The organism is Pinisolibacter sp. (genome assembly GCF_036782435.1).
GTDB lineage: Bacteria > Pseudomonadota > Alphaproteobacteria > Rhizobiales > Ancalomicrobiaceae > CALBKH01.
Genome location: NZ_DAIPZB010000027.1, coordinates 38,142 through 52,016, shown reverse-complemented (window position 1 = coordinate 52,016; position 13,875 = coordinate 38,142). Strand labels below are relative to the sequence as shown.

The following is a 13,875-nucleotide window of genomic DNA, read 5'->3' as shown; positions in this document are numbered from 1 at the left end:
CCGGCTTCGCCATCGTCTATTTCCCGATCCTGACGCGGCCGCGCGGCTGAGGCGGGCACCCCTCCGGTCCCCGCAGAAGAACCCGAACCTCCCCTCCGTCATGCCCGAGCTCGACCCGGGCACCCCCGGGCACCCATGAGTTGTTCGAATCATGGGTCCCCGGATCAAGTCCGGAGATGACGCCCGGAATGTCGGGAGGCTCGTCCCGGGCACATCCGCCTCACGCCGGTCGATGGCGGGCGAGGTCGGCGGAACCTCAGTGGCCGGAATGGCCGGCGGGGGCCTTGCCCATGCCTTCGACCACGTATTCGACCTCGACGGTGCCGGCCTTCTCGAAGGTGAGCGTGCCCTTGAAGCGCGAATCCTTGGCGATCGGCTGCTTCAGGCCGATGAACATGATGTGGTAGCCGCCCGGCTTGAACTCGACCTTGCCGCCGGCGGGAACGGCGATGCCCTGATCGAGGGCGCGCATGCGCATGATGCCGTCGGTGATCGCCATCTCGTGGAGCTCCACCTTGGTGGAGATGTCGGAGGCCGCGGAGACCAGACGATCGGCTGTCTTGCCCTTGTTGGTGACGACCAGATAGCCGGCGCCGACCGGGGCGGCCGGCGGGGTGGCGCGGCTCCAGGGATGGTCGACGGTGAGGTCGCCGACCGTCTGGGCGTGGGCGGCGGTCAGGGTGACGGCGAGAATCGCGCCGAACGCCAGGGTCTTCGAAAGGTTCATCGATGGGCTCTCGTTGTCGTGGGCTGCGCGACGGTGGCCGGCGCGACCGAAGAGAGCACATCCTGAGTTCGGTGCGGGGGCGCTGTCAACGCGTTGTGGAATTCGAGGGCATGGTTCGGACGAGGTGCGCCGGCTCGGGGAGGGGGCGCGACGGAGGTTGCGCTTGCGCCGTCTGCCCCGGGTGCTTACCGTGTCCGAACCGATGGTGCCACGATCGCGTCGTGATCGTGGTGAAAAGGGAACACGGGATACGAGATTCGCGACGGCGCTCGACGAGAGGCCGAAGCGGGTGCGTCGGCCGTGGCTGCCCCCGCAACTGTGAGCGGAGAGGTATCGGTTCGGATCGCCACGTCTCGAAAGTGACGAACGCGGCGATCGGCCACTGGTCGCATCCTCCCCCACCGGAGGATGCAGCGTCAGACCGGGAAGGCTCGACCGAGACCCGAAGACCCGCGAGCCAGGAGACCTGCCGTCGGTCCCGGCGCCGTGCGCGTCTTTCGGGCGGGGTGTCCCGAGAGCGAGCCGATGGCCTCAGGTCACGGCGCGTCGAACACGAGGTGGACACGCATGCACATCATGGAAGGATTCCTTCCGATGGGTCACGCGATCGGTTGGACGATCGCCGCGACCCCCTTCGTCGTCGGCGGAACGATCGCGCTCCGTCGGACCTTGAAGGAGCGCCCCGAGGCGCGACTGACGCTCGCCGCGGCGAGCGCCTTCACCTTCATCCTGTCGGCGCTGAAGCTGCCGAGCGTCACCGGCTCCTGCTCGCATCCGACCGGCACCGGCCTCGGCGCCATGACCTTCGGCCCGGCGGTGATGGCGCCGGTCGGGCTGATCGTGCTCCTGTTCCAGGGGCTGCTGCTCGCCCATGGCGGGCTGACGACGCTCGGCGCCAACGTCTTCTCGATGGCGATCGCCGGCCCGTGGGTCGGCTGGGCGGCGTGGCGAATGGCGACCGGAGCCGGTCTGCCGATCGCGGTGGCGGTGTTCCTCGGCGCGGCGCTCGCCGATCTTTCGACCTATGTCGTCACGTCGCTGCAACTGGCGCTGGCCTTCCCCGATCCGACCTCCGGCATCGCCGGATCCTTCGTCAAGTTCGCCGGCATCTTCGCGGTGACCCAGGTGCCCTTGGCGATCGCCGAGGGCCTGCTCACGGTCGTCGTGGCGGCGGCGCTGGTCGGTCGCGGCGGCGATGCCGGTCACGGCTTCGCGCCGCTGTCGGGAGGGCGCTGATCATGGATCTGACCCTCACCCGTGGGCGCACCGTCGCCCTTCTCGTCGTCGCCGTGGCGATCATCGTCCTGCCGCTGGTGTGGCCCGGCCTCGAGGGTGCCTTCACCGGTACCGACGACGTCGCCTCGCAGGCGATCGAAGCGGCTCGACCCGGCTACACCCGCTGGACCACGCCGTTCTGGGAGCCGCCGTCGAAGGAGGTCGAGAGCACGCTCTTCGCCCTGCAGGCGGCGATCGGCGCCGGCATCCTCGGTTATGTCCTCGGCCGTCGTCACGGGAGCCGCCGGCGCGATGACGACCGTCGATAGAATCGCCCATACCAACCGGTGGCGCGGACGATCGCTCGCCGAGAAGGTCGTCCTCGCCCTCGGGCTGCTCGTCGTCGCGCTCGCCTTCCCGCCGTGGCCGACCGCCGCGGCGGTGCTGGCCGTCGCGGCGACGGCGGCGATCGTCGGCGCGGGTGTGGCGCCGCGGACCTGGGCACTCGTCATGGCCGCGCCGCTCGGCTTCGTCGTCACCGGCGCGGCGACGCTCCTGGTGACGATCGGGGCCGACGGCGTCGGGCTGGCGCCGAACGGCTTCGCCGACGCGGCGGGGCTGACCCTGCGCGCCGGCGCGGCGGCGGCGGCGCTGCTGCTCCTCGCCTTCACCACGCCGGCGAGCGACCTCGTCGCCGGGCTGGCGCGTCTGCGGTTGCCGACGGAACTCGTCGAGCTGGCGCTCCTCGTCTATCGCTTCCTCTTCGTTCTTTCCGACACCTTCGCCGCCATGCATGCGGCGCAGGAGGCGCGGCTCGGCCATGTCGGTTGGCGCCGACGCATCCGCTCGTCCGGCGCTCTCGCCGCCAATCTCCTGCCGCGCGCCCTCGACCGGGCGCATCGCATGGAGGCGGGGCTGATGGCGCGCGGTTGGGACGGCGGTGCCTTGCGGGTGCTGACGCCACGCCGGCCGGCGACCGTCGCCGGCCTCGCCGGTGTGGTGGCGACGCTCGCCGCCCTCGTCCTTCTCGGGGTCGCGACGCGATGAGCCCGATCCGAGCCGAGGGGCTGACCCATGTCTATCCCGGCGGCGTGCCGGCGCTCGACCGGCTCGATCTGACGGTGGAAAAGGGGCGGCGGCTGGCCATCCTCGGCCCCAACGGGGCGGGCAAGACGACGCTGCTCCTTCACCTGAACGGCACTCTGAAGCCGACCGGGGGGCGCATCCTCCTCGACGGGGCGCCGGCGACCTACGATCGCACCGGCCTCGTCGCCTGGCGGCGGCGGGTCGGCCTCGTGTTGCAGGACGCCGACGACCAGCTCTTCGCCCCGTCGGTGTTCGAGGACGTGTCGTTCGGACCGATGAATCTCGACCTCGCCGAGGCGGAGGTTCGGGCCCGGGTCGAGGAGGCGCTTGCGGCGCTGGGCATCGCCGATCTGGCGGATCGACCGACCCACATGCTGTCTTTCGGCCAGAAGAAGCGCGCGGCGATCGCCGGGGCGGTCGCCATGCGGCCCGAGGTGCTGCTGATCGACGAGCCGACGGCGGGGCTCGACGCGCGCTCGGCCAAGCGCCTGCTCGCCACCCTCGCCGAGCTCGAGGCACGTGGCACGACGCTGGTCTTCACCACCCACGACGTCGACATGGCTCACCGCTTCGCCGACGACGCGGCCCTGTTCAACCACGGCAAGCTGATCGCCGTGGGCGACGCGAAGACGATCCTCACCGACGTCGCGGCGATGGACCGGGCGGGGTTGGACGCGGTCGGGATCTGAGCCTCACGCCGCCCAGAAATCCCGCGCGCCCGCCGGGAGCGTCTCCAGCACCCGTTCGAAGGCCTGCGGATCGACCGCCGCGCGGAGCGCGCCTGCGACGCAGGCGATGGCGGTATCGGGGGCGAAGTTGTGGTTGCCGCGCACCGCCTGGACCTCCTCCGTCATCGCCGCTCGGTCGGCGAAGGGCACGGGTTCCGCGTCGACGTCCCAGTCGGTGACGAACATGGCGCGCAGGACCGGCGGCAGCACCTCGGCGAAGCGCAGGCCCTCGCTCGCCGTCAGGCGGCGGCGGAAGACGCGCAGCACCGCGTCGACCATGGTCCAGATCTGATTGCGGGTGACGAGATCGGCGCGTTCACGGGCGTCGGCGAGGAAGCGCTCGAAGTCGTCGGAGGCGTGTTGATATTCCATCGGCAGCGGCACGGGGCGTCCTCCCTTCCACGCCGGGTCAACCGTCCAGCCGCGCCACCCCTTCCGGCACGCCGTCGCGGATCATGTCGGCGAGCAGCGCCAAGGCCTTCTGGCGCGGGGTGTTGACCCGGTGGACGAGGCGGACGCGGCGGAAGTGGTGGTCGCCCTCGAGCGGTCGCGCCTCCAGCCGGCCGATCAGGCCGAGGTCGTGACCGACGGCGAGGCGCGGGATCAACGTGATGCCGTAGTCGGCGGCGGTCAGGTGCAACAGCGTTTCGAGCGACGTGGCGCGGATGTCGGCGCCGGCGGTCTCGCCGCGATTGGGGTGGCCGCAGAACTCCAGCGCCTGATCGCGCAGGCAGTGGCCGTCGGCGAGCAGCAGCAGCGACTTCGGGTCGAGATCGTCGGCGTGGATGGTGGCCTTGGCGGCGAGGGGATGGCCGGGCGGCAGCACCACGAAGAACGGCTCGTCGAAGAGGAGATGCGAGGCGAGGCGCGGATCGCCGGGGTCGGAGGCGATGATCGCCGCTTCGAGCCGCCCCTCGGTCAGCGCCTGGAGGAGATGGGCGGTCAGGTCCTCGTAGAGCATCAGCGGTGCCGCCGGCAGCGCTTCCGCGGCGATCGGCAGGACGAAGGGCATCAGATAGGGGGCGAGCGTCGGGATGACGCCGAGGCGCAGCGGGCCGGCGAGCGGGTCGCGGCTCGCCCGGGCGAGCGCGGTGATGTCGTCGGCGGCGGAGACGGCACGGCGGGCGTGGTGGAGGATCTGTTCGCCGACCGGGGTCGGACGGATCGAACGGCCGACGCGCTCGAAGATGCGCACGCCGAGTTCGTCCTCGAGCTTGAGGATCTGGCCCGACAGCGTCGGCTGCGACACGTGGCAGGCCTCGGCGGCGCGGCCGAAATGGCCGAGATCGGCGACGGCGAGGACATATTGCAGGTCGCGCAGGTTCATGGGGGGCTCCGGGGTGGGGGCTCCGAGATCGATATCGCCGATCATATATGGAGCTTCCATATGTGACGACAATCGCCTTCGAGGCGCCACCCAGGGGGCTCGTCTTCGGACACCCGCTCTACCGCCCTTCTCGCCACCAGGCGGCGGCGAAGAGGCCGAGGAGGAGGGAGAGGGCGAGGAGGCCTTCGAACAACGGCAGGCGATCGAGGCCCTCCAGCACCGAGGCGCGGGAGGCGGAGAGGCCGATCCAGCCGGGGCCGGCCATGGTCCGGCCGCCATCGCGGACGAGCGGTTGCGGCAGTTCGGCGCCGGCGAGGCGGGTGATCGATCCGCCGGTCGCGGCGGCGAGCGGGGCGAGGAGGTGGTCGGTCGACAGCACGTCGGCGAATTCGCGCGGATCGGCCGGGCCGACGGCGAGGAGGGCGGTGCGGGTGCCGTCGGTGGCGCGCCACAGGCCGGGCTCGGTCGCCGGCAGGGCGGCCCGCCACACGCCGGGGCGGGCGCGGGCGAGATCGAGCCGCCGCTTCGCACCGGTCGGGCTCTCGACCTCGACGGCTTCCGCGGTGTCGGCGAGCGTCTGGCGTTCGACGACGAGGTCGCGGCCCTGACGGACGAGGCGCAGGCGCTCCTCCTCGAGGTCCGGCTCCTTCATCAGCCAGTGGGCGAGGCGGCGCAGCAGCGGTCCGTGGGGGCCGCCGCCTTCGAAGCCGCGGGCCCACAGCCACACCTGATCGGAGGTCAGCAGGCCGACGCGGCCCTTGCCCTTGTGGGCGAGCACCAGAAGCGGACGATCGCCGGCGCCGGTGAGGACGGTCGCCGCATCGTCGTCGATCGCGAGGCCCGACAGGCGGAACCAGCGCGACCAGTCGGGCGGGTCGGCCGCGGCGCCGGGCAGGTCGCGGGTGACCGGATGGCGGGCGCCGAGGGCGGAGACGCGCGGGCGGAAGGGTTCTTCGACGATGCCGCCGTCGGGCCGGCCCGGCAGGATGTCGGCGAGGGGGGTGTCGTAGAGGCTCGCCGAGCCGCCGAGATCGGGGCCGGAGGCGACCAGCACGGCGCCGCCGTCGCGCACCCAGCGGGCGATGTTGTCGAGATAGATCGACGACAGGATCGCCTTGCGGCGGTAGCGGTCGAAGACGATCAGGTCGAAGTCGCGGATCTTCTCCTGGAAGAGCTCGCGGGTGGGGAAGGCGATCAGCGCCAGCTCGGTGAGCGGCGTGCCGTCCTGCTTCTCCGGCGGGCGCAGGATGGTGAAGTGGACGAGGTCGACCGAGGCGTCGGACTTGAGCAGGTTGCGCCACGTCCGCTCGCCCGGGTGCGGTTCGCCCGAGACGAGGAGGACGCGCAGGTGCTCGCGGATGCCCTCGATGGTCGCCGCGGTGCGATTGTCGAGGGGGGTGAGTTCGCCGGCGAGCGGGGCCGCCTCGAGTTCGACGACGACGTCGCCGGCGTGGGGCACGTCGACCTCGATCGTCTCCTCGCGGCCCGGCGTCGCCCGGACCGTGCCGACGACCTCGCCGTCGCGTTTCACCGTCACCGCGACCGGCGAACCGGTGGCGGCGACGCCGGCGTCGACGACGCGGAAGGCGATCGTCTGGGGCTTGCCGACGATGCCGAAGCGGGGGGCGCGGACGATCTCGATGCGGCGGTCGATCTCGTCGGCGCGGCCGGTCAGGAAGACGTGCAGCGGGGCGGTGAAGCCGAGGGCGGCCGGGTTCGCCGGGACGTCGTGGACCTGCCCGTCGGTGATCATGACGACGCCCGAGACGCGATCCGGCGGCACGTCGGCGAGCGCCCGGCCGAGAGCGTCGAAGAGGCGGGTGCCGTCGGCGTCGACGCCGGCGCGGTCGTCGACGGTGGCCTCGCGCAACTCGATGCCCGGCAGCGCCGCGATGCGCCGGGAGAGCGCCTCGCGGGCGGCCTCGGTCTCGGCGTCGCGGTCGACCAGCGACTGGCTCGCCGAGCGGTCGGTGACGAGGACCACGACGCCGGGAAGAGGCTTGCGCAGCTCCCGGCGGATCTCGGGGCCGGTCGTGGCCAGGGCGAGAAGGACGAGCGCGGCGGCGCGCAGCCGGGCGCCGCGGCGGCCGACCCACAGGCCGAGGCCGGCGACCACGGCGGCGACGAGGATCAGCGCGACGAGCGCCGCCGGCGGCAGGAGGGGGGCGAAGTCGAGGGTCCAGGTCATCGCGCCTCCGTCACCGGCCGAGCCGTTGCAGGAGGGCGGGGACGTGGACCTGATCGGCTTTGTAGTTGCCGGTCAGGGTGTACATCACGAGATTGACGCCGACGCGCAGCGCCATCTCGCGGCCGCGCGGGTCGGCGGAGGCCATGGGCAGCAGGTCGTCGCCGTCGTCGGTGACGGCCCATGCGCCGGCGAGGTCGTTGCCGGTGACGATCAGCGGCGAGACGCCGTCGCCGGGGCGGGCCGGTCTATCGTCGGGGCGGTCGGGATCGGCGGTCGGCGTCGCCTCGACCCACAGGCGGCCGTCGAAGCGGCCGGGGAAATCGCGCAAGAGGTAGAAGGTGCGGCCGAGCACGTGGTCGCCGGGCACCGGTTCGAGTTCGGGCAGGTCGAGGCCGGCGAGGATGCGCCTGAGCGCGGCGCCCGCCCCGGTGGGGCGCCCGGTGCCGGCGCGGGTGTCAGCGTCGGCGGCGTCGCGGGTGTCGAAGATCACCGTGCCGCCGTTCTTCATGAAGGCGTCGAGACGGCCGAGCGCCACCGGCGAGATCGAGGCGTCGGCGGTGATCGGGAAATAGAGGAAGGGGAAGAAGGCGAGCTCGTCGCGGGCCGGATCGACGCCGACGGGGTCGCCGAGATCGACGGCGGTGCGGTTGGACAGCACGCGGCCGAGCCCGAGGAGACCGCGGCGGGCGACGTCGTCGATCGTGGCGTCGCCGGTCAGCACGTGGGCGAGATGGGTCTCGTGGGTGGCGGAAAGGGCGAAGGCGTCGCCGGCGCTCTCGGCTGCGGCCGGGCGGGTGTCGCCGATCGCCAGCGCGAGGACGATCGCGCCGGCCGCGGCGGTGGCGACGCGGCGGCGACGCAGGAGGGGGGCGATCAGGATCAGCGCGTCGACGAGCGCCAGGATCAGCGCCGCGATCAGCAGGACGGGGCGCAGGTCGCGGCGCTCGACCGGCAGACGGGGCGTGACCGTCACACGGTCGAGGCGAGCGAGGTCGATCGCGGCGAGCGGATCGCCGGCGCGGCGGGTCGGCAGCGCCAGGAAGGCGTCGCCGTTGCCCCACAGGCCCGGCGGATGCTCGCGGCTGGGATGATCCGGCGGGGCCGCGGCGGCGATCGGCCGGGCTTCGGGACCGGGGGCGCCCAGCCGCCCGAAGCCGTCGAGGAGCCGCCAGGGCGGCAGGGTGGTGGCGCCGGTCACGCCGCCGGCGCCCTCGGCGCGGGTCGCGGCGGAGAGCGCGGTGATGCGGCGGAGCATCTCGACGAAGGTGCCGGAGATGGGCAGGTTCGACCACGAGGTCTCGGCGCCGACGTGGAAGAGCACGACGCGGCCGGCGCCGCGGCGGGCGGCGGTGACCAGCGGGGTTCCGTCGTCGAGCACCGCCCAGGTGCGATCGGCGAGGTCCGGGCCCGGTTCGGCGAGGATCTGGCGGGAGACGCGGACGTCCTCCGCCGGGGTCATGCCGGCGAAGGGGCCGGTCGCCGGATAGGGGCCGAGGCCGCGCGGGGCGCCCCAGGTGAAGGCGCCGCCGAGGGTGCGTTCGCCGCCGCGGATCTCGACCGGCAGCAGCGGATCGTCGTCGCGCCCGCCCGTCAGTCGAGGACCGGCGAAGCGGACGAGGATGCCGCCGCCTTCGATCCATTTCCGCAGTCGCACGCCGGCCTCGCCGACGATGTTGCCGACGTCGGCGACGAGCAGCACCGAGACGTTCGCCTCGATCGCCTCGAGGATGGCGGCGCCGGTCTCGGTCGCCTTGGGGCGGCGCAGATCGGCGAAGGGGGCGAGCGCCTTGTCGAGATAGTGGCCGGGGCCGAGCAGCGGCTGGGCGCGATCGAATCCGGCGCCTGAGACGAGGCCGACGACGCGGCGGCGCCAGCGTTCGTCGAGGAGCATCACCGCGCCGGCATGGCTCTCGCCGGCGATCTCGACCCGGGCGACGTCGTTGCGCACCGCGGTCGGCAGGTCGAAGCGGACTTCGGTCGTGGCGCGGTCGGCCTCGAAGGCGAAGGGCACGTTCGCCAGCACCCGGCCCTTGGGGTCGAGGGCGCGCAGGTCGCCGGTCGCCGGCGCTTCCGAAGTGACGCGGGCGAGTTTCGCCGACATCGCGTCGAGGCCGTTGTCGACGGCGTCGACGGTGCGGATGGCGAGGCGGGCCGGCGGGGCGATGGTGAGCGGGGCTTCGTCCGCGAGTTTCGCCAGGGCCTCGGCGAAGGCGCGGCCATCGGCCGGGACGGCGAGATCGACGCCGTGGGTGAACCAGACGATCGAGCCGGGCGGGTGGGCCGCGGCCGAGCGGGTCAGGCCGGCGAGGAGATCCGATCGGGTGTCGGCGCGCGGGCGCGGCGCCAGGGTGGCGAGACGGCGCTTCGCCTCCTCCGGAGCGGTCGGATCGAAGGTCTGGTCGGCGCCGTCGGCGGAGGCGACGAGCACGACGGTGCGGCTGCGGCGGGCGGCGCGGTCGATGCGCGCCTCGATCGCGGCGCGGGTCGCCTCCCAGTCGGCGGCGGCGGGCCAGCCGTCGTCGACGATCAGCCACAAGGGACCCGAGCGGCCGTCGTCGTCGACGGTCGGACGCCACACCGGCGCGGCGAGGGCGAGGATCACCGTCACGGCGAGGGCGAAGCGCAGGAGCAGCAGCCACCACGGGGTGTGGGCCGGGGTCTCGTCGGCGGGCACGAGATCGCGCAGCATCACCGTCGGCGGGAAGTCGATCGACCGCGGCTTCGGCGGGGTGAGGCGCAGGAGCCACCAGATCGCCGGCAGGGCGAAGAGGGCGAGAAGCGCCGCCGGCGCGCCGAAGGCGAGGGGGAAGAGACCGTTCACCGCATGCCCCCCGAGAGTTCGGCGAGGGGCGAGAAGTGATGTTCGCCGCCGAGCGAGGCGTGGAGTGCCAGCGCGGCCTCGACGGCGGCGCGGTCGGTCGCGTGGGTGACGAGGGTCCAGCCGCCGCGGCGGGCGAGATCGGCGAGCGCCGCGCCGTGGGCGGCCCAGCGGGCGGCCCAGGCCTCGGTCAGCGCTTCGGTGCGCGGCACGCGGACGAGGGCGCCGCTCTCCGGGTCGCGAAATTCGAGATGGCCGAGGAACGGCAGGGTGGCTTCCGCCGGATCGACGATGCGGGCGAGGTGGAGCCGGGCGCCGCCGGCGGCGAGGGCGCCGAGGCGGGCTTCCACCGTTTCGAAGTCGTCGAGGAAATCGCCGACGAGCACCAGTTCGGCGAAGCGGCCGACGGTTCCCGGGTCGGGCAGGGCGAGGCGCTCGGGGTGGGCGAGGAGGGCGGCGGCGAGGCGCTCGGCGGCGCGGCGATGGGTGATCGGCCGCATCACGCCGGGCATGCCGACCCGCTCGCCGGCGCGCGCCAGGAGATCGGCGAGCGCCAGGGTGAGCACCACGGCGCGGTCGCGTTTGGAGACGGCGGCGAGCTCGGAGCGCCAGTCCATCGACGGCGACAGGTCGGGGGCGAGCCACACGGTGTGGGCCGCCTCCCATTCGCGCTCGCGCACGTAGAGCAGGTCGTCGCGGGCGGAGCGGCGCCAGTCGATGGCGGTCGCCGGTTCGCCCGGGGTGAGCGGGCGATATTGCCAGAAGGTCTCGCCGGAGCCGGCGCGGCGGCGGCCGTGCCAGCCGGCGGCGACGGTGGCGGCGACGCGGCGGGCCTCGACCAGCAGGTCGGGCATGGCGGCGGCGAGAGAGCGCGCGGCGACGAGGCGCGTCCGGTCGACGACGGCCACATCGTCGCTCGCCGCCGCGGCACGGAGGCCGGTGGCGAGACGGGCGACGAGGGATGCGGCGGGCGTGACCAAGGGTGGTCCCTCGTGAGCGGGGCTCAGCCGATTCGGGAGGCGGCGTGGGCGACGACGTCGTGCACCGTGATCCCGTCGGCGCGGGCGGCGAAGGTCAGCGCCATGCGGTGTTGCAGCACCGGTTCGGCCAGCGCCGCGACGTCGTCGAGGTCGGGGGCGAGGCGACCCTGGAGCAGGGCGCGGGCGCGCACCGTCAGCATCAGCGCCTGACCGGCGCGCGGCCCCGGCCCCCAGGCGACGTGGCGGGCGGGATCGTCGTGGCCGCCGGCCTCGCCGGGGGCGAGCGGGCGGGTCGAGCGGATCAGCGCCAGGATGGCGTCGACGATGCGTTCGCCGACCGGCATCAGGCGGACCAGGGCCTGGAGGTCGACGAGGTCGACGCCGCCGAGGACGGGACGCGCCACCGGCGCGGTCGGGCCGGTGGTGGCGGTGAGGATCTGCCGCTCCGCCTCGATCGAGGGATAGTCCACGTCGATCTGCATCAGGAAGCGGTCGAGCTGGGCCTCGGGCAGCGGATAGGTGCCTTCCTGCTCCAGCGGGTTCTGGGTGGCGAGCACGTGGAAGGGCCGCGGCAGGTCGTGGCGGCGGCCGGCGACGGTGACGTGGATCTCCTGCATCGCCTGGAGGAGGGCCGACTGGGTGCGCGGGCTCGCCCGGTTGATCTCGTCGGCCATCAGCAACTGGGCGAAGATCGGCCCCTGAATGAAGCGGAAGGAGCGGGTGCCGTCGGCGGCCTGATCGAGCACCTCGGAGCCGAGGATGTCGGAGGGCATCAGGTCGGGGGTGAACTGGACGCGGCGGGCGTCGAGGCCGAGGACGATGCCGAGGGTCTCGACCAGCCGCGTCTTGGCGAGGCCGGGGACGCCGACGAGCAGGCCGTGGCCGCCGGAGAGCAGGGTGACGAGGGTCCTCTCGACCACGCTCTCCTGGCCGTAGATCACTTCGCCGATCGCGGCGCGCACCACCGCCAGTCGTTCGATCGCCCGCTCTACGCGCTCGACCACGTCGCCCGCCGCCGTCCCTGTCGTCTCGTTCATACCGTCGTCTTCGTCTGTCGGGCGCGAGGCCCGGGGAGGGGGCGCGGCTTCCGCGCAGGTGTTTCCTCGGCGCGGCTTCCACGCCGGGATCGAGTTTGACAGGATACGCGGGAACGCGCATCCCGAAACCGTCGGCATCGCGGTGGAGTGAACGGCCGAGATCGGGCGGAAGCGAGGCGAGGAACGTGAGCGAAGCGACGAAGCGCGACACGCCGGGCGAGGGTCTGGCGAGCCTGATGGCCAAGCTCGGCGGCGCCGGCGAGGGCCGTGGTCCGGCGCCGGTGGAGCGCTGGAACCCGCCGTTCTGCGGCGACATCGACATGCGCATCGCCGCCGACGGCACCTGGTACTACTGCGGCACGCCGATCGGTCGCGAGGCGATGGTGCGCCTCTTCGCCTCGGTTCTGCGCCGCGACGAGGACGGCAGGACCTACCTCGTCACGCCGGTGGAAAAATGCGGCATCACCGTCGACGACGTCGCCTTCGTCGCGGTGGAACTGCAGGTCGAGGGAGCCGGACGCGAGCAGGTGCTGGGGCTGAGGACCAACGTCGGCGATCGTGTCGTCGTCGACGACGATCATCCGCTGCGATTCGAGATCGACGCTGTGAACGGCGGATTGAAACCCTATGTGAGGGTCAGAGGCCGGCTCGAGGCGCGTCTGGCAAGGCCGGTCCTCTACGACCTGGTGGCGCTCGGCGAGAGCGAGACGCTCGACGGGCGCGAGTGGTTCGGGGTCAGGAGCTCGGGACGGTTCTTTCCGATCGTTCCGGCGGACGAGATCGAGGCGATCGAATGAGATCGGCGGAGGCGGTGGGCGTGGAGTCGTTTCGGGCGGAGGCCTTCGTCGAACGGGTCAGGCCGCATTTCGTCGTCGATCCGCTCGCCGTGCCCTTCGATGCCGGGGGCTCGGACCTGACCCTCAATCCGAGCTTCGCGGCGCAGATGGTCGGCCGCCGCCTCAAGGACGCGGCGGTGTTGATCGGCCTCGTCGACGAGCCGCACGAGACGCGGGTGATCCTCACCCAGCGCACCGAGCACCTGTCGAGCCACGCCGGTCAGGTCGCCTTTCCCGGCGGCAAGATCGACGCCGAGGACGGCAGCGCGATCGAGACGGCGCTACGCGAAGCGGAGGAGGAGATCGGGCTCGATCGGGCGCATGTCCTGCCGGTCGGTTGCCTGCCGCCCTACGCCTCCGGCTCGGGGTATCGGATCGTGCCGGTGATCGCGCTGGTCCGGCCGGGACTTTCCTACGCGCCCAATCCGCACGAAGTGGCCGACGTCTTCGAGGTGCCGCTCGCCTTCCTGATGACCGGCGCCAACCATCGCGTCGGCAGCCGGGTGTGGAACGGGCGCACAGGATATTTCTATGAAATGCCCTATGGCGAGCGCTATATCTGGGGTGTCACCGCCGGGATCATCCGGCAGATCTGGGAGCGGACCTACGGCCGCACCGAACGAACGGTGGAGGCGGGGGCGTGACCCGGTCACCGGTGCGGAGAAGGCCATGATCCGTCTGATCGCCATCGAAGTGGCGCTGTTCCTGTCGCCCTTCGTCGTCTTCGCGCTCTTCCTGATGGCGCGGCGGCGAGCGGTGTCGTTCGGGCTCTTCCGCGACGAAGCGCCGATGGTCGAACTGGCGATCGGCGGGCTCGTCCTGGTGATCGCCTCGCTGATCGCGCTCGCCGCCTTCCACGACGGCAACGTCGCCGGCACCTACGTGCCCGACAAGTTCGAGAACGGTCGTCTCGTCCCGGGACACATCCAGTGA

Annotated in this window: 14 protein-coding genes and 1 riboswitch; of the genes, 7 read left to right on the top strand and 7 right to left on the bottom strand. The window is 72.7% G+C overall.

Annotation, left to right across the window (positions count from 1 at the left end; translation table 11 throughout):
- Positions 1 to 256 precede the first annotated feature (256 nt).
- Complete coding sequence (locus tag V7Q42_RS13025) at positions 257 to 727, bottom strand: copper chaperone PCu(A)C (protein ID WP_333824520.1); 471 nt, start codon at positions 725 to 727, stop codon at positions 257 to 259.
- Between the two features lie 186 nt (positions 728 to 913).
- A riboswitch (cobalamin riboswitch) is annotated at positions 914 to 1,215 on the top strand.
- A 37-nt stretch (positions 1,216 to 1,252) separates the two neighbouring features.
- On the opposite strand from V7Q42_RS13025, the gene V7Q42_RS13020 reads away from it, so the two are divergent.
- The 4 genes from V7Q42_RS13020 to V7Q42_RS13005 are packed head-to-tail and all read left to right on the top strand — an operon-like array spanning position 1,253 to position 3,717.
- Complete coding sequence (locus V7Q42_RS13020) at positions 1,253 to 1,963, top strand: energy-coupling factor ABC transporter permease (RefSeq protein WP_333824519.1); 711 nt, start codon at positions 1,253 to 1,255, stop codon at positions 1,961 to 1,963.
- 2 nt (positions 1,964 to 1,965) lie between these two features.
- Entirely contained in the window at positions 1,966 to 2,271 is a 306-nt protein-coding gene (locus tag V7Q42_RS13015; RefSeq protein ID WP_442958199.1) for an energy-coupling factor ABC transporter substrate-binding protein, read from the top strand.
- Entirely contained in the window at positions 2,255 to 2,989 is a 735-nt protein-coding gene (cbiQ, locus tag V7Q42_RS13010) for a cobalt ECF transporter T component CbiQ (RefSeq protein ID WP_333824518.1), read from the top strand. Before V7Q42_RS13015 ends, cbiQ begins: the two co-directional genes overlap by 17 nt.
- Positions 2,986 to 3,717, top strand: coding sequence for an energy-coupling factor ABC transporter ATP-binding protein (locus tag V7Q42_RS13005; protein ID WP_333824517.1), 732 nt, complete (start codon positions 2,986 to 2,988; stop codon positions 3,715 to 3,717). Before cbiQ ends, V7Q42_RS13005 begins: the two co-directional genes overlap by 4 nt.
- A 3-nt stretch (positions 3,718 to 3,720) precedes the next feature.
- On the opposite strand, the gene V7Q42_RS13000 is transcribed toward V7Q42_RS13005, so the two are convergent.
- From V7Q42_RS13000 to V7Q42_RS12975, 6 genes are all read right to left on the bottom strand, one after another.
- Positions 3,721 to 4,128, bottom strand: a complete 408-nt coding sequence (locus tag V7Q42_RS13000; protein WP_333824542.1) for a DUF2267 domain-containing protein — start codon at positions 4,126 to 4,128, stop codon at positions 3,721 to 3,723.
- A 37-nt stretch (positions 4,129 to 4,165) separates the two neighbouring features.
- Positions 4,166 to 5,083, bottom strand: a complete 918-nt coding sequence (locus V7Q42_RS12995) for a LysR substrate-binding domain-containing protein (RefSeq protein ID WP_333824516.1) — start codon at positions 5,081 to 5,083, stop codon at positions 4,166 to 4,168.
- Positions 5,084 to 5,201: 118 nt separating this feature from the next.
- A complete protein-coding gene (locus tag V7Q42_RS12990; RefSeq protein WP_333824515.1) occupies positions 5,202 to 7,271 on the bottom strand; it encodes a hypothetical protein in 2,070 nt (689 codons plus the stop codon).
- Positions 7,272 to 7,281: 10 nt separating this feature from the next.
- Positions 7,282 to 10,092: a DUF4159 domain-containing protein gene (locus V7Q42_RS12985; RefSeq protein WP_333824514.1), complete on the bottom strand. Its 2,811-nt coding sequence runs from the start codon at positions 10,090 to 10,092 to the stop codon at positions 7,282 to 7,284.
- Complete coding sequence (locus V7Q42_RS12980; RefSeq protein WP_333824513.1) at positions 10,089 to 11,069, bottom strand: DUF58 domain-containing protein; 981 nt, start codon at positions 11,067 to 11,069, stop codon at positions 10,089 to 10,091. The genes V7Q42_RS12985 and V7Q42_RS12980 overlap by 4 nt, the downstream gene beginning before the upstream one ends.
- Positions 11,070 to 11,092: 23 nt before the next feature.
- Positions 11,093 to 12,106, bottom strand: a complete 1,014-nt coding sequence (locus V7Q42_RS12975) for an AAA family ATPase (RefSeq protein ID WP_333824512.1) — start codon at positions 12,104 to 12,106, stop codon at positions 11,093 to 11,095.
- Between the two features lie 185 nt (positions 12,107 to 12,291).
- Here V7Q42_RS12975 and V7Q42_RS12970 point away from each other — a divergent pair, with 185 nt between their 5' ends.
- From V7Q42_RS12970 to V7Q42_RS12960, 3 genes are read left to right on the top strand one after another with little or no spacing between them, the layout of a single operon-like run.
- The gene (locus V7Q42_RS12970) at positions 12,292 to 12,903 is read left to right on the top strand and encodes a DUF1285 domain-containing protein (protein ID WP_442958198.1); all 612 of its coding nucleotides are present in this window, start codon (positions 12,292 to 12,294) and stop codon (positions 12,901 to 12,903) included.
- Positions 12,900 to 13,586, top strand: coding sequence for a CoA pyrophosphatase (locus V7Q42_RS12965; RefSeq protein ID WP_442958197.1), 687 nt, complete (start codon positions 12,900 to 12,902; stop codon positions 13,584 to 13,586). The genes V7Q42_RS12970 and V7Q42_RS12965 overlap by 4 nt, the downstream gene beginning before the upstream one ends.
- Before the next feature lie 25 nt (positions 13,587 to 13,611).
- Positions 13,612 to 13,875: a DUF6111 family protein gene (locus V7Q42_RS12960; RefSeq protein ID WP_333824509.1), complete on the top strand. Its 264-nt coding sequence runs from the start codon at positions 13,612 to 13,614 to the stop codon at positions 13,873 to 13,875.